Source organism: Microbulbifer maximicatervae (SeqCode) (genome assembly GCF_052468095.1).
On record NZ_CP174332.1, the window covers coordinates 540,113 to 555,798 of the forward strand.

The following is a 15,686-nucleotide window of genomic DNA, read 5'->3' on the forward strand; positions in this document are numbered from 1 at the left end:
TTTTTTGTTGTTAGATACGGATACCTTCGATATCCAGGATCATCTCAACTTTCTGGGAGGCTGGGCCTAGGGATTTGATACCGAATTCTTTCAGCTCGAACTCAGTGGTTCCACTGAAGCCCTGGCGGTAGCCGCCCCAAGGGTCTTTACCGCCACCGATATTGGTAACGTCAATTGTGATTGGCTTAGTGATACCGCGCAGGGTCAGTTCGCCATTTAGACGGGCTTTGCCGTCTTCCAGAGGTTCAAAGCTAGTGCTTTTGAAAGTAGCAGTGGGGAATTTTGCGGTATCGAGGAAGTCATCACTGCGCAGGTGCTTGTCTCGCTCAGCGTGATTGCTGTTGAGGCTAGTTACATCGATGTCGACATTGATAGAAGATTTTTCTGGCTGCTTTTCATCGTAAAAGAAGGAGCCGTTGAAGTCATCGAAACGGCCGTACAGCCAGCTGTATCCAAGGTGCTTGATACGAAACTGCACAAAAGCGTGAGCCCCTTTGGTGTCGATTTTGTATTCCGCTGCTTGAGCTACAGTCCCCATCAGAGCTGCAATAAGAAATACAGAGAGCTTCTTCATGTCATTTTTTCCTTATTTGGTGGTTGAGAGTGTTGTTTGTACGTGTGAGTGATCGTTTGTAGAACCCTTTACACGGATGCCGATGATTCTGCGCAGTGTGCCGTCACGGTCAATAAAGTGATGCTTGAGGGCTGCCAAGACATGTGCTGCTACGAGTCCAATCAGGCCCCAGGCAAGGATTTCGTGGATAGATCCCGCAATGTCTTCCTGATTGGGAATCCCTTGTAAGGTTGCAGGGATACTCACTATGCCGAAGACATCGATAGGGCGGCCATCGGCGGTAGAAATCAGATAGCCGGAAACCATGATTGCCAGTAGTAACAGGTAAATCAGCCCGTGAGTGGCGGTGGCGGCAAATTTCTGCCAGTTGGGTGTTTGGGGGTTGCTCGCCGGAGATGGGTTGGCAAAGCGCCAAGCCAGCCTGAAGAGTAGAAACACAAGCAGGATGATGCCGACCCCTTTGTGAATTTCAGGGGCTCGCTGATACCAGGGGTCGTAGTAGGATAGCTGGCGCATCCACCAACCGAGAATAAAAGTCCCTATGATCGCAGGGGCCATTATCCAATGGAGGGCGATGGCTACCCAGCCGTAGCTGGAGGAGCTGTTTTTGGCCTGCACTTCTCTCTCCTATTGGTAGTACGTCACACTTAGATTTGCTAAGTGCCACTAGGGTACAGCCTTTGGGCTCTACCACCAATGGGGAGTTCCTGAGTATGGGAAAGGAGTCAAAGGTGTTAGTAGGAAATGCCGCGCTATATCGATCGCCCAGGAGAGCTTTCGCGCTCGGCCGCCTGAAGGATGCGCTCACAAGATAGCCGATCCAGCGAGGAAGAGCGCTGTGCCAATTGGTCCGCCAGCCAGCTGGTGGAGTGCTCTTCATCCCCAAGGGCTAGTTGTTCCAGCTGCCAGATAACATTCAGTAGGGTCTCACGCTCAAACCCGGCCTCAACCGCCTGGCTGGTAAACAGGTGGGGTTCCAGTTGTTCCAAATCGTTGCGCTTGAGCACTAACTCCGCATAGGTAGGGTACCAGCGGCTGCTAAACGGTTCTGGCCGCTGGTGGTAGTCGAAGGTGATTCGCAGCCGGTTTCCGTCGGCATCTTCCAGAAGCGGGGTGTCATGTTCGTAGGCGGGCAGCGCTGGATTGTTCCGCAAAATATCCACGATGGCGTGCCAGTCACTGGGATTTTCGTAACAGAGCCTGACAGGCTCTACCAGTTCACGGGTCCCCTTGTGATCTTCCAAAGACAGTTTTTGACCTGGACGGTACCAGTACAGGTTAAGAAGCTGCTCATCGGCCAGGTCTGCAAGATGCGCACTGGTTAGTGGCTCTTCAGACAGTGCACTCAGGTGATCAACGGCTTGCTGTACGCTGAGCCATTGCTTGCGGTGGAAGTGTTGCTTATTACCTGTAATTCCCATTCTATTCTCCCGGCGCAATTCTACGACCTGGAGCCCCAAGTTTAGCAGGGTGGAACGCTGCTCCAGTTACTATCGTGCCTTTGCGGCGTGGGAAGATAAAAGTTACTAATTCATGGTTATAGAAAGGGTACAATGGCGCCTTTTCATATCCAGGACATACTGAAAAAATGAGGCCGCTCACTGGGCTGCTGTCACTGGTTTTATCCGTGCAGTTTGCGCTGATGTATCGCCGATAGATTCAGACTATTCAGTCAAAAAATATGGGGTTGAAATGCGTGTTACTCTCCCAGAGTTGCTGCGGTTTGATATTGCCTCTGGCGCGGCTAAAGCTTAGGCGCTCGGTACATGAATTTATTGCAGTGGAGCAGTTTCCCATGAGCCATAAATATACACAGCCATGTTAATTGCGATAGGCAGCCTGTAGCCCGGATTATGTAAATACACTGATGAGAGCAGAGTCTGCTTAGTTTGTGATAAGTGGATTTCAAGATATTAAAAAAGAAACGGGTAACCTGTGAATATGGCGTGACAGCCTGACCTGTAAACCCGGAAAATTAAAAGAGCCTTTAGATGTTTAACTTTCTCCCCTCGTTTTTACTGTTGGTCATATCTTCGGTGTTGCTGGCCGTTAGCACATTGGTTTGTGCAGCCCCCATACTCTTGTTTTCAGTTTTTAGATTTATTCTCCCTTTTGCCTTTCTACAAAAAATTTTCATGGGTTTTTTTATTTCTTGGGCAGAAATGTGGATAACCCTAAATAAAGGCTGGATGAAGCTGACCCAAAGAACCCAGGTGGATGTACAGGGGATAGAGCATCTCGATAAACATGGATGGTATCTGGTCACAGCGAACCATCAAAGCTGGGTTGATATCTTTATTATGCAGTCGATTTTTAATCGAAGAATTCCATTCCTGAAATTTTTTGTGAAGCAAGAGTTGATCAAAGTTCCTGTGATTGGAATGTGCTGGTGGGCACTCGACTTTCCATTTATGAAGCGTTACAGCAAAGAATTTTTGAAAAAACATCCAGAGATGCGCGGTAAGGATCTTGAAGCGACGAAAAAATCTTGTGAAAAATTTAAGCTAATACCCACCAGTATTATGAACTTCCTTGAAGGAACAAGGTTTAGCAAAGAGAAGCATCAAAGACAGCAATCGCCTTTCAAACATCTTCTAAAGCCCAAGTCCGGAGGGATTGCCTTTGCAATGCACTGTATGGGTGAGCAGCTGAACCAGCTACTGAATGTCACCATTGTTTACCCGGATGGTATACCTACCTTTAAAGATTTCCTTTCCGGTAAGTTAAAGAAAGTGATTGTTCGCATTGAGAAAGTCCAGTTGCCGAGCCGGTTTTTTGAGAGAGACTACGCAACCGATCAGGAGTTTCGGGTGGAGTTTAATCAGTGGGTAAATGAATTATGGACTGAAAAGGATGCCCTGATTGATAAGCTTTTAATGGAAAGCAGGGCTTGAGCGGGGTTCGTAGAGAGGTTCACTCGTGACCCTCTCTACTGGCCGAACGTCACTATAGCCAAATAGGAAGCTGAGCCCGGATCTCCTCGGGTTCACAAGCCACCAGATTTTTTCCTGTTTCTCCTGCTATTGTTGCTCGGGTTGGAGATTTCAAGGCATCCCTCAAGCTGCCAACCATGTAGGGTTCTGCGACAATATACAGTTTTTCGTACTGGCCCTCCTGTCTTCCCCTCTCCAGGGTATGTGCAATTTCTCTGGCAAAATTCTCACCTTCACGGCGATGTAATCCTGCAGAATTACCTACTGAGTGCCTTCCTTGACCATAGCTGTCGAAAGTGCGTCCGGGCGCATCACTCTCTTGGTCTCTGCCAGAGAGCCGCGATTCTGGATGGAGAAGTGCCTGGATTTCATTGAGATTTCCCGCGCGTTTGTTGGCTTCAAAAATTCGCGCTTGGGACTGGTTAGCCACAAGGACCCATGCTAAGGCCATGAACATATCCTCGTTTAACTGCCTTATTCAATCCTAGTAAATAGCCATATTGGCCACGAGCCCTGGTTGCTTATTGATGGATATGGAGGTGGAAATTCTCTTTAAGTGCAATTGGAAAGGAAGTTTTTAATATTTATATGTACAAAAGAAATATACGACAGCTCTCATATTCAATTTGTAATGGCTTTTATCGGCACTTAATCCCTTCGTTTGTCGCAGTATTTCCTAGACTGTACTCAAGATGTAACAGGCGCAAGACGGACTCTTGAGTTTTCTGGCGCCTTTTGCGGCTTAGCGTAAAAAGAGGTTGTAGATATGAGTCTGATCCCCAGAGGGTCCCTATTGGACCTTGATAATATGTTTGAACAAATGCTCTCACCGACCCGTGCAATCGGCTCTGAACGCGAGGGATTTTTTTCTCCGCGTATCGATGTGAGTGAGCGCAAGAATATGTATGAAATTAGCGCTGAGCTGCCGGGAGTGGGTAAGGACGATATCAGTGTAACCCTAGAAAATGGGGTTTTGACCCTTGAAGCTGAGGTGCACCGCGAGGTTAAGGAGAAGAAGGATGGCCGCGTGCTTCGTCAGGAGCGGCGTTACGGCAAGTTCTTGCGCAGTTTCAATCTTGGTGAAGATGTTCGCGAAAGTGAGATTGATGCAAATTTCAAAGATGGGATTCTCACGCTCACGGTACCAAAACATGAGGGGCATCCCCCGCAAAGAAAGCGGATTGAAGTGCACTGATCTATAGGGGTTAAAGGGTGATGGGTTTTACCCGTCACTCTCTTTGGCATTTGTCTAAAGAGCTTTGAGGTACCTATGAAAGTTAAACACGCAATGCATGAGGGGGCTACCTGGTGCACCCCGGATACTCCATTACAGGAGTTGGCAAAAATTTTACGAGATGAAGATATTGGTGCAGTGCCGATCGGAGAAAATGACAGGCTTGTAGGAATAGTGACTGATAGAGATATTGTATGTCGCGGTGTGGTTCAGGGGGGTAATCTCAGCTCTTTGTCCGCCCGAGATGTTATGACAGAGGGGATTGAATGGTGCTGGGAAGAGGATGATCTGCTGTCTGCTGTCCACAAAATGGAGCAACAGTTGTTACGGCGAATGCCAGTACTCAATAGTGAAAAGCGTATGGTCGGTATTCTAAGCTTAGGGGATATTACCAGTGCCATCGCCAGCAAGCAGGGTGGGCAGTTCGCAGCAGCGGTCTCCTCGCACCACTGAGTGTGGGACTTAACGCATAATGCTCTTTACAGTCGTCAATCTATATTGGCGGCTGTTGGAAGTTTTAGTGCTCTAGAGTGTCTTGTCTGAAGCCTGTGAATCCCTCGGCAACCTGATGGCTCCATCTACTACTGGGCTGTTGATAGTCTTATTTACTTCCTGTCTGAGCTTGATCACGTTCACGGTCGACCCCGATGTCCGTTAAATGTGATTATTTGGGAGACGTGAAGGAAGAATCAGTCGTATAATCCCTACTTTTTTTGAGGTTACTTATGGCTGTGACTCAGGAGCAGTTGGCACAACGCAGTGGAAATCAGTGCGAGCTCTGTAAAGCAGAAAATGGCTTGGCTGTTTATGACGTACCCCAGTCAGAGGGCTATCCAGATGCGGCAGTATTATTGTGTCAAACCTGTAGGGACCAGCTGGAAAATCCTGCACAGCTGGAAAGTGCGCACTGGCAGTGTCTGTCGGAGTCTATGTGGAGTACCGAGCCGGCAATTCAAGTGTTGGCATGGCGTATTCTAAAGCGCTTATCTGGCGAGACCTGGGCCCAAGACTTGTTTGACATGTTGTATTTGGATGGCGATTTGCTGGCCTGGGCAGAGGCCGGGGCAATACCAGAGGCTGGTGAGTTGGTGATTCATCGGGATAGTAATGGTGCCCAGTTACAAGCTGGAGATAATGTAGTTATTATCAAAGACTTGGATGTAAAAGGAAGCAGTTTGGTTGCAAAACGGGGAACGGCAGTTCGCGGTATCAGCTTAAGCGATAATCCTGAGCATATCGAAGGACGGGTCGAGGGTCAGAGAATTGTTATTCTGACAAAGTTTGTGAAAAAGAGTGGCTGATAAATATTTCAGAAATAACTTCATTTTCTGAAAAGGGTATCTGCCGGCGGACCCGAAATACTCCCCTATCCGTCTTAATTATGAAAATAAGAAAGGTATAGTTTACCTTTCTTATTTTTTTGCAAAATATTTCCGCTTTTATCAATTAACTGATAATTTTTAGAGCAAAATACGGTGTAATATTGAAGACGATAATAGCAATTTTGTATTGTGCTAGATATTGAAAATATGCACGGCCTAAATCTTGTTCATTAAGCTCAAATATTCGTGCGTGAATCCTGGTGATCGACTTCCTCAGGCAGACAAGTCCAATAGTTGATAGCAGTAGTATCAATATGTTTATAATCGAAGCCCAGCCTAAAAATAGTGTTAGATTTTCAGTTTCCATGTGAAATTTCCTTGCAGTTCTTTCTCGTATAAACCGATAGTTTTATGAGTAGATAGTGGAAAGTGCCACAATAGTCAGGCACTAGCCTTCAAATAAGTTGCGTTTGTGGATAGGGGTAGTCCCAGTTAGTTGAAGAGCTATGTTATATGATATAGCTATTGTCCGATGCTCATTATTCCTAGACACTGTGTGATAGTGCAAATGAGAGGTTGGCAATATGGTAGCTATAAAACATGAAGCCTATCTATGAAATTCGCAGTGGTGCGCTGGCTGGGTTTAATCTATTGGTGCCACAGCTCGGTGGTCAGTCATCAGATTTTTTAGCGCAAGTGGGGCTTCCTGCGGATTGTACACGTCGTCCAAATATATTGATCCCCATTGCAACGCTGGTGGACCTCCTTAATTTGTGTTCACGGGACTTGTCCTGTAGTGACTTTGGCTTGCGATTGGCGGGGAAGCAAGGGCTACGTATGCTGGGCGTCCTTGGTAAGCTGATACTGGAAAGTGAGAATCTATCCAGTGCTTTGACAGTAACTCATCGGTATATGGTGTTACACAACCAGGCGGACCACTGGAAAATTTACCAAACCGATGACTGCTTGATTGCAGAGAGAGTTAATCACTTCCCCGACGCAATTCCCGCGCAACAGTATACTGAACTTTCAGTAGGCGCCGCCTATCGCCTGATACAGGAGATGGTTGGCTCTAAAGTATCTCCCCGATCTGTTTCATTTCGGCATAAGCCCCAATCTTCGCTGAGTAGTTACCAAAATTTTTTTGGCATTGAGGCTAGTTTTGAGCAAGATCGAGATCGCTTGGTTTTTGATGGATCATTGATGAACTATCCCCTCGCTAAACCCAGCAGCGGTCTTATGAGATATTTTGAGGAGTTTTCCAAGTGCTTATTGGCAGAGCACAAGGGTGATATCAGCCGACAGGTTCAAGTCTTAATCCTTCAAACTCTCGGGGCCCAGCAGCACTCCCTGGAGCAAATTTCTCGCTTACTCGGTATGCCAATGAGAACGCTTCAGCGCCGTTTAAATGAAGCGGGAACCTCCTTTAAGCAGTTGGTACAGGGGGCGCGAATGAAGACTGCTCGCTGGCATCTACGGGCCTCAAGTATTGATGTGGGATTACTATCAGCAAGTTTGGGCTACACCGATATCAGTGCTTTCTCAAAAGCATTTCGAGCCATTCATGGAAGCTCCCCACTGCAGTGGAGGAAGCGACAAGCTATTAATTGTTAATCAATTAAAGGAATTATTTTGAATAATTGTTCAGCGCTACCAATTATTACTATAAGGGTGAGCTTTTAGATTTTTCCTGATTTTACTTCAGCAGCGGCGCTTGGCTTTGCACCAATAATCTTAGGGGACTATGCTGGGCGCCACTGGAACGAATGATGAAAGGCAGAATTGAAAATGAGTGCAGAGACAATCCGTTGTAAAGCAGCTGTAGCTTGGGGGCCTGGGGAGCGTTTGGTTATTGAGGATGTCGATGTTATGCCTCCCCAACGGGGTGAAGTTCGCGTGAAATTACACGCCACCGGCGTTTGTCACACAGATGCGTTCACTTTGTCAGGAGATGATCCTGAAGGGGTATTCCCGGCAATCCTTGGTCACGAAGGTGCGGGTGTTGTTGAATCCGTTGGTGAGGGGGTGACCAGTGTCTCTGTCGGGGATCATGTAATTCCTTTGTATACCCCCGAATGTGGCGAATGTAAGTTTTGTCTCTCTGGAAAGACCAATTTGTGCCAAAAAATCAGGGGTACCCAGGGCAAAGGATTAATGCCTGACGGTTCGACACGCTTTTCGGTGAATGGGAAACCCATTTTCCATTATATGGGATGCTCTACTTTTTCTGAATACACAGTCCTTCCTGAGATATCTGTGGCCAAAATTAATCCCGAAGCCCCCTCAAATGAGGTTTGTCTGCTGGGTTGTGGTGTTACTACGGGAATGGGAGCCGTTACCAACACCGCCAAGGTTGAGCCGGGCTCCTGTGTGGCAATTTTTGGTTTGGGTGGAATTGGTTTATCCGCAGTGATCGGAGCCAAGATGGCTGGCGCCTCACGAATTATTGGTGTCGATATTAATGAGGACAAATTTGCTCTGGCGAAGAAACTGGGAGCCACTGAGTGTATTAACCCCAAGGCTTACGATGAGCCTATTCAAGAGGTTATCGTAGAGCTTACCGATGGCGGAGTGGATTTTTCTTTTGAGTGTGTGGGCAATGTTAACCTGATGAGAGCTGCCTTGGAGTCTTGCCACAAAGGATGGGGGGAGTCCATTATTATTGGAGTGGCAGGTGCGGGACAGGAAATCAGTACCCGCCCATTCCAGTTGGTTACAGGGCGGGTTTGGAAGGGATCAGCATTCGGCGGTGTAAAGGGGCGCTCTGAATTGCCTTCTTTCGTAGAGCGTTACCTGGCTGGAGAATTTAAATTGAATGACTTTATTACTCACTCAATGCCCCTTGAGCAAATAAATGATGCCTTCGATTTAATGCATGAAGGTAAAAGTATTCGCAGTGTTATTCATTTCCAGCAGGCTTGATAGGACCACTTAAAATGTCGATTGAATTGGTTAGCAGTACTAAATCTTTTGACGGTTTTCAGCAGCGTTACCGACATAAATCCAGCACGCTCAACTGTTCTATGGTCTTCTCCATTTTTTTACCACAGGATGCAGAGGGGAATACACAGAGGAAATATCCTGTTGTTTATTGGCTTTCGGGCTTGACGTGCACGGATGAAAACTTCAGTCAAAAAGCTGGTGCTCAGAGAGTCGCTGCAGAGTTAGGGATTATCTTAGTGATACCCGATACCAGCCCCAGAGGAGACGATGTGGCGGATGACCCGGGTTATGATCTGGGGCAGGGGGCTGGTTTTTATGTGAACGCGACTCAAGAACCCTGGAAGCAGCATTATCAAATGTATGACTACATCGTGGATGAACTTCCAAGCCTGGTAGAACTTCATTTCCCCACCAATGGTCGACGCGGGATTTGCGGGCACTCCATGGGCGGGCACGGTGCCCTGGTCATCGGTCTGCGAAACCCCAAGCGATATCAATCAATTTCTGCTTTTAGTCCAATTTGCAATCCTATTGCTTGCCCTTGGGGAGAAAAGGCGCTGGGAACATACTTGGGAGCTGATCCCAAGAGCTGGGAGCCATATGACGCAACAGTGCTAATGGGGCGCGCTGTAGAGAAAACGCCGATTTTGGTTTCTCAGGGGGAACAGGATGAGTTTCTTGAGGAACAGCTGAGGCCACATTCCCTGCAAACAGCTGCTGAAGCCAGTGATTATCCTCTTCGGATAGAGCATCACGCAGGCTACGATCACAGTTACTATTTCATCGCTTCATTTATTGAGGAGCACTTAAGGTTCCATGCAGACTCATTGTTGAGCAGGCATAGGTATTAGGCAGTGTAAATCGCGGACTAGTGAAGTTAGCCCCTCAGTTGAGGGGCTATTTAGGCAAAGGGCTTTGTGCCCTGGCAAGTTGCTATGTATAAAGCGATACGAGCAGAATACATAGAGCCAAAGTGAGAGGCGTAAGCTTATCGTGCAACCGCCCGACACTCGCCAATAATTTCAGCTCTGTTCTGGTCAAAAGTTTGTTCGATCAGGAACCAGCCATTGGGACAGAAGCCACTTTCGGCTAGCAAGAGTTCCATTCTCTGCCGGGCAACTTTCTTCACATCTCCAGAATTGGCGCCGCCGGGACCGCCACCTCCTGGGCCACCACTACCCTTACCACCGCCGCCGGGACCACCACCACCGGGACCACCGCCACCTGGACCTCCACCACCCGGACCACCACGCTTACCGCCTTGGCCCTTGGGGCCAGCTCCAATGGTTGCCTTGTAGGTAAAGCGACGATGGCCCAGTTCGGTGATGTCAGTGACAAACGATTCAGTGGTGGGGATCTCTGGTGTAGAGCTACAGCCAGCAGCGATCAAAATCACAGCTGCAGATGCAAAGAGATGAACCTTCATTATTGTTACCCCATATTTTGATAAAAGCTTTAGTCCGACATTAGCTAACCACAAATGTTGGTTAAGCAGAGTAAACATTTGTAAAGGGAGGCTATTGCAGCAGGATTGTTTGTGCGCAAACCCAAAACTGTAAGGTACTGCATGTCCCGGAAGGTTCCGTTGTAGAATCCTTCACCGGTTTGCTCTATCCACAATATAGCTGCATTTTTTAGAGGGTTTCCGATAAATTTGAGATACTTCTGGTGATCAGAACAAGTCCCAAAGAGAAGCTATGGCTTACCTGGATGTCATTTAGGCCGGCTCCTAAGGAAGCCGGAGATAACATGGAATTAATCAGAATTTTCTAAATAATACCCCTGCTAGCAAAGTGGTACGTGAATTGCCAACAATACTTAATATAAAGAGTTTTCCTATGAAACAAGCACTGCTTGCATTACTTGGATGTACTTTTGCAGGAATATGTTCTGCAGAGTCACTCAGCATTGAACGGTTATTCTCCGACCCGGCTCTGAGTGGTACCGCTCCCCGAGCGCTGGAATATTCACCTGATGGGCAGCGCGTAACTTTCCTCAAAGGTAGAGTTGAAGATTACAACCGTTACGATCTTTGGGAGTACAACCTGAAAGACGGTCAGTCCCGAATTTTGGTCAATTCCGATAGTCTGCACAGCGGTAGTGAAACTCTTTCGGATGAGGAAAAGGCAAGACGGGAGCGCCAGCGAATTTATGGTAGTGGAATAATGGAGTACAGCTGGTCAGAGGATGGTCGGTCTCTGTTATTCCCTTTGGCCGGCGATATTTACTATTACGACCTCAAAGACCGTTCTTCGCGTCGACTGACTGAAACGGAAACCTTTGAAACCGATGTAAAGGTTTCTCCCGAGGGGCACTTTGTTTCGTTTATTCGCGACCAAAATATCTATATTGTCGATCTGAAAACCGGTAGGGAAAAGCAGCTAACCAGCGACGGCAAAGATCATATTAAAAATGGAATGGCTGAGTTTGTTGCCCAGGAGGAAATGGACCGGATGACCGGTTATTGGTGGTCTCCTGATGATCGGCATATTGCTTTCCTGCAAGTTGATGAGTCGCCAGTTGATCAGGTAACCCGTAGCGAAATCTATGCGGATCGTATCGAAATGATACAGCAACGTTACCCCGCTGCTGGGCGTGCGAACGCAAAAATCCGACTTGGCCTTATAGATATTGATTCGGGGGATATCCGTTGGGTCAACCTGGGAGATAATCAGGATATTTATATTCCCCGAGTAAAATGGGCCCGTGATCACCTGTTAACTTTCCAGTGGCAATCTCGAGACCAGCAAAAGTTAGAGCTTCGTGCTTACAATCTCAATACGGGAAAAACCCGAACGCTCCTTACCGAGTCCAGCGATACCTGGGTTAACCTGAGCCATGATCTCCACTTTTTGGAAGATAGCGATGCTTTTATTTGGTCATCGGAGAGGGATGGCTTCAAACACCTGTATAAATATGATTTTGGCGGCAGATTACAGGCACAATTGACTAAGGGAGATTGGGTGGTTGACGAGTTAGAGGCTGTTGATGAGCAGGCTAACCGTCTGTATTTTACCGCACGAAAAGATACTCCAATCGAGAGGCATCTCTATGCAGTCTCCCTGCAAGGGGAGAGCGACATTAAGAGAATTTCACAGCGTAGTGGTATGCACTCTATCGAATTTTCTGAGGATGCCTCTGGATATATTGATAAATTTTCCAGCGTTACCACGCCGCCTCAAGTGAGCCTGCACAGCAGCTCAGGGGCCAGAATCACCTGGCTTGAGCAGAACGCTGTAAATCGTGATCACCCTCTATATCCTTATAAAGATCAATGGATCACTCCGGAATTTGGCAGTATTGAGGCGCCCCATGGCCAGGAGCTTTTCTACCGCTTGTACAAACCTGCTAATTTTGATGCGAAGAAAAGTTACCCGGTAATGGTGTTTGTCTATGGTGGTCCACACGCTCAGGTGGTTACCAATAGCTGGGATAAACTATTCAACCAGTATATGGCCCAACAGGGTTATATTGTTTTTTCCCTAGATAATCGTGGTTCAGCAAACCGCGGTACCACTTTTGAGAATCCTATCTTTAAGAATATGGGATCTCCTGAAGTGGAAGATCAAATTACCGGCGTTGAATTCCTGCGTACCCTGCCTTATGTTGATAAAAATAAAGTAGGTATCTTCGGTCACAGCTACGGTGGTTACATGGCACTGATGAGTATGTTCAAAGCCGGAGACTACTTTAAGGCGGGGGTATCGGGTGCGCCGGTTACGGACTGGACGCTGTATGATACCCATTACACTGAGCGTTATATGGGCAATCCAACCAAGGATATGGATGCCTATGAGGCATCTTCTGTGTTTCCCTATGCGAAGGGCTTACAAGGTGATCTGCTGATTTATCATGGCATGGCGGATGACAATGTGTTGTTTACCAATACCACTAAACTCATAAAACAGATGCAGGACAACGGCCAACAATTTGAGCTGATGACTTATCCAGGCAAGAAGCATAGCTTGCGCGGTAAGCAGACTCGCATCCACCAATACAGCATGATCAAGCGATTTTTTGATCGGCATTTAAAGGGGCAGGATTAAAACTTAAATAATCTCCCAGAAGAAAAAACCGAGGCTAGCCTCGGTTTTTTCTTTATTGAGGTATATGATTCTTAAGACTGAGGCTGATCAACCCGATCCAAATTCATTACCTTGGTCCAGGCCTGCACAAAATCATTTACAAACTTGTCAGCGCCATCACTGGAAGCATAAACCTCTGCGACTGCCCTTAATTCAGAGTTTGAACCAAAAATCAGATCTACAGGTGTGGCTGTCCACTTTGCCTGGCCACTTTTGCGATCTTTTCCTTCATAGATACCCTCTGATTTTGCCGACTTGGACCAGACAGTAGACATATCGAGCAGGTTCACAAAGAAATCATTCGTCAGTGTGCCGGGGCGCTGAGTAAGTACACCATTCTGTGAGGAGTCGGTATTTGCATTAAGTGCGCGCATTCCTCCAACCAGAACAGTCATTTCAGGCACACTCAGGGTTAACAGGCTGGCTTTATCAACTAATAACTCTGTAGGGGTTCTCCCATAACCATCGCCAAAGTAGTTGCGGAAGCCATCGGCCATAGGTTGTAGTACCGCAAAAGAATTAACATCTGTTTGTTCCTGGGAAGCATCGGTGCGTCCAGGCTTGAAGGGGACCTGAATTTTATGCCCGCCCTGCTCTGCAGCTTTTTCAATGGCTGCTGCGCCCCCAAGTACAATGATATCTGCCATTGAGATTTTTTTGCCCCCGGATTGGGAACTGTTAAATTCCTGCTGGACTTTTTCCAGCGATGCCAGGACTTGTGATAGTTCAGTGGGATCGTTTACCGACCAGTCCTTTTGGGGTTCCAGGCGAAGACGGCCACCATTGGCGCCACCGCGAAAATCTGAACCACGGAAGGTAGAAGCAGAGGCCCAGGCAGTCCTCACCAGATCGGGAACGCTAATGCCTGCCGCCAGTATTTTTGCTTTGAGAGAATTTATATCCCGGCTGTCAATCAGAGGGTGATCAACTTTGGGGATAGGGTCTTGCCAAATTAAATCTTCTTCGGGCACCTCCGCTCCCAAATAGCGCGCGCGAGGGCCCATATCCCGATGAGTCAGCTTGAACCAGGCTTTGGCAAAGGCGCGTTGAAATTCTTCCGGATTTTCCTGAAACCGCTTGGCAATTTCTTTGTAGCTGGGATCGAACTTAAGGGATAAATCCGTGGTAAACATGATGGGGGCATGGCGCTTGTTCTTGTCGAATGCATCGGGCACCAGATTTGCCGCGCTCTGATCATCGGGTATCCACTGAACGGCACCAGCTGGACTTTTTGTTTTGACCCAATTGAATTTAAAAAGGTTGTCCAGATACTGCTGGCTCCAATTGATCGGGGCGGCAGACCAGGCCCCTTCCAGGCCGGATGTCATTGTGTCGTCGGCATTACCTTTCCCACACTTATTTTTCCAGCCAAGCCCCTGTTGCTCAATTGGGGCGGCGGCGGGCTCTGGGCCGAGGCAATCAGCTTTCACTGCACCGTGAGCCTTACCAAAAGTATGCCCTCCAGCAATCAAGGCTACTGTCTCTTCGTCATTCATCGCCATGCGGGCAAAGGTTTCGCGGATATCTGTGGCGGCAGCCACCGGATCGGGATTGCCATTGGGGCCCTCCGGGTTGACATAAATAAGCCCCATTTGCACAGCGCCCAGGGGCTTGTCCAACTCTCGGTTGCCGGTGTAACGCTCATCTGCGAGCATCTTGGTTTCGGGCCCCCAATAAACCAGGTCGGGCTCCCAGTCATCCTGTCGCCCCCCGGCAAATCCGTAAGTGGGGAATCCCATGGACTCCAGGGCTACATTGCCGGTTAGCACCATAAGATCAGCCCAGGACAATTTGCGCCCATATTTTTGTTTGATGGGCCAGAGTAGACGGCGGGCTTTATCCAGGTTGGCATTATCAGGCCAGCTGTTGAGGGGATCGAAACGCTGTTGGCCGCCACGGGCACCACCACGACCATCACCGATCCGGTAGGTGCCAGCGCTGTGCCAGGCCATTCGGATCATAAATGGGCCGTAATGACCGTAGTCTGCGGGCCACCAGTCCTGTGAAGTTTTGAGCTGAGTTTCGATGTCCTGTTTTACCGCTTTAAGATCCAGGGTTTGGAATTCGGCAGCGTAATCAAAGCTGTCACCCATTGGATTGGATCTTGGAGAGTGCTGCCTGAGGGGACGCAGATCCAGCTGATCAGGCCACCAAAACCGATTGGACTTTGGCTGTCCTTCTACTGCACCCTCAAGAATTACTGGATCAGTGACGACTTCCTCATGGGTATCTGCGACACTAAATGGCGCGACTATAAATATTGAGATTAATAAAGCGACATAACTACGATTATATTTCATTAACATTTACAGTATCTCCGTACGATCGTTGGTACATCCTTTGGCTCATTATTTATTTGATGATGAAATACCTGACTCTATTCCTTACCGCTGATTTCTTTTGCCCTTTGGCTGAAGCGTAGTCTTGGATATGGGGTTAATAGTATATAAATTTTATAGCGTCAGGTTTAAAAGGAATTAATAAGGTAGATTGGTAAACTTAATTACTGGTTCTTTTATTTAAAGGAATTATGGTTTTGGGGTAGGGCGACGTTGATATTTTTATATTTTGAAGAAGTTCGTGCCAAAAAATTTG

At 47.6% G+C, this 15,686-nt stretch carries 15 protein-coding genes; 8 read left to right on the forward strand and 7 right to left on the reverse strand.

The genetic code is table 11. The features are described 5' to 3' along the window. Positions 1-10: 10 nt before the first annotated feature. From ACJJIL_RS02300 to ACJJIL_RS02310, 3 genes are all read right to left on the reverse strand, one after another. Positions 11-574: a YceI family protein gene (locus ACJJIL_RS02300; RefSeq protein WP_108734532.1), complete on the reverse strand. Its 564-nt coding sequence runs from the start codon at positions 572-574 to the stop codon at positions 11-13. 12 nt (positions 575-586) lie between these two features. Further along, positions 587-1,192 (reverse strand): cytochrome b, encoded by a 606-nt coding sequence (locus ACJJIL_RS02305; RefSeq protein ID WP_445361113.1) that lies wholly within the window; start codon positions 1,190-1,192, stop codon positions 587-589. A gap of 134 nt (positions 1,193-1,326) precedes the next feature. Beyond that, positions 1,327-1,995 (reverse strand): hypothetical protein, encoded by a 669-nt coding sequence (locus ACJJIL_RS02310; RefSeq protein WP_445361114.1) that lies wholly within the window; start codon positions 1,993-1,995, stop codon positions 1,327-1,329. A gap of 570 nt (positions 1,996-2,565) precedes the next feature. Between ACJJIL_RS02310 and yihG the strand changes: the two genes are divergently transcribed. Continuing rightward, positions 2,566-3,468, forward strand: coding sequence for a 1-acylglycerol-3-phosphate O-acyltransferase, YihG family (gene yihG, locus ACJJIL_RS02315; RefSeq protein ID WP_444896075.1), 903 nt, complete (start codon positions 2,566-2,568; stop codon positions 3,466-3,468). A gap of 52 nt (positions 3,469-3,520) precedes the next feature. Here yihG and ACJJIL_RS02320 read toward each other — a convergent pair whose 3' ends face one another. Continuing rightward, the gene (locus ACJJIL_RS02320) at positions 3,521-3,958 is read right to left on the reverse strand and encodes a host attachment protein (RefSeq protein ID WP_282931224.1); all 438 of its coding nucleotides are present in this window, start codon (positions 3,956-3,958) and stop codon (positions 3,521-3,523) included. Between the two features lie 315 nt (positions 3,959-4,273). On the opposite strand from ACJJIL_RS02320, the gene ACJJIL_RS02325 reads away from it, so the two are divergent. From ACJJIL_RS02325 to ACJJIL_RS02335, 3 genes are all read left to right on the forward strand, one after another. Then, positions 4,274-4,702 carry an Hsp20/alpha crystallin family protein gene (locus tag ACJJIL_RS02325; protein ID WP_282931225.1) on the forward strand — a complete coding sequence of 143 codons (429 nt, stop codon included), beginning with the start codon at positions 4,274-4,276 and terminating at the stop codon, positions 4,700-4,702. Between the two features lie 75 nt (positions 4,703-4,777). Continuing rightward, entirely contained in the window at positions 4,778-5,194 is a 417-nt protein-coding gene (locus ACJJIL_RS02330; RefSeq protein WP_108734525.1) for a CBS domain-containing protein, read from the forward strand. A gap of 272 nt (positions 5,195-5,466) precedes the next feature. Next, positions 5,467-6,042, forward strand: coding sequence for a PhnA domain-containing protein (locus ACJJIL_RS02335; protein WP_282931227.1), 576 nt, complete (start codon positions 5,467-5,469; stop codon positions 6,040-6,042). Positions 6,043-6,187: 145 nt separating this feature from the next. Here the strand turns inward: ACJJIL_RS02335 and ACJJIL_RS02340 are convergent, their stop codons facing one another. Next, positions 6,188-6,430, reverse strand: a complete 243-nt coding sequence (locus ACJJIL_RS02340; protein ID WP_444911533.1) for a DUF6868 family protein — start codon at positions 6,428-6,430, stop codon at positions 6,188-6,190. A gap of 233 nt (positions 6,431-6,663) precedes the next feature. Between ACJJIL_RS02340 and ACJJIL_RS02345 the strand changes: the two genes are divergently transcribed. From ACJJIL_RS02345 to fghA, 3 genes are all read left to right on the forward strand, one after another. After that, entirely contained in the window at positions 6,664-7,677 is a 1,014-nt protein-coding gene (locus ACJJIL_RS02345; protein ID WP_444918204.1) for an AraC family transcriptional regulator, read from the forward strand. A gap of 174 nt (positions 7,678-7,851) precedes the next feature. After that, a complete protein-coding gene (locus ACJJIL_RS02350) occupies positions 7,852-8,985 on the forward strand; it encodes an S-(hydroxymethyl)glutathione dehydrogenase/class III alcohol dehydrogenase (RefSeq protein ID WP_445361115.1) in 1,134 nt (377 codons plus the stop codon). 14 nt (positions 8,986-8,999) lie between these two features. Then, positions 9,000-9,857, forward strand: coding sequence for an S-formylglutathione hydrolase (gene fghA, locus ACJJIL_RS02355; RefSeq protein WP_413663341.1), 858 nt, complete (start codon positions 9,000-9,002; stop codon positions 9,855-9,857). 137 nt (positions 9,858-9,994) lie between these two features. Here the strand turns inward: fghA and ACJJIL_RS02360 are convergent, their stop codons facing one another. Beyond that, a complete protein-coding gene (locus ACJJIL_RS02360) occupies positions 9,995-10,432 on the reverse strand; it encodes a hypothetical protein (protein WP_413663340.1) in 438 nt (145 codons plus the stop codon). Between the two features lie 412 nt (positions 10,433-10,844). On the opposite strand from ACJJIL_RS02360, the gene ACJJIL_RS02365 reads away from it, so the two are divergent. Then, complete coding sequence (locus ACJJIL_RS02365; RefSeq protein ID WP_445361116.1) at positions 10,845-13,052, forward strand: S9 family peptidase; 2,208 nt, start codon at positions 10,845-10,847, stop codon at positions 13,050-13,052. 71 nt (positions 13,053-13,123) lie between these two features. On the opposite strand, the gene katG is transcribed toward ACJJIL_RS02365, so the two are convergent. Beyond that, the gene (gene katG / locus ACJJIL_RS02370; RefSeq protein ID WP_445361117.1) at positions 13,124-15,397 is read right to left on the reverse strand and encodes a catalase/peroxidase HPI; all 2,274 of its coding nucleotides are present in this window, start codon (positions 15,395-15,397) and stop codon (positions 13,124-13,126) included. Positions 15,398-15,686: the final 289 nt, after the last annotated feature.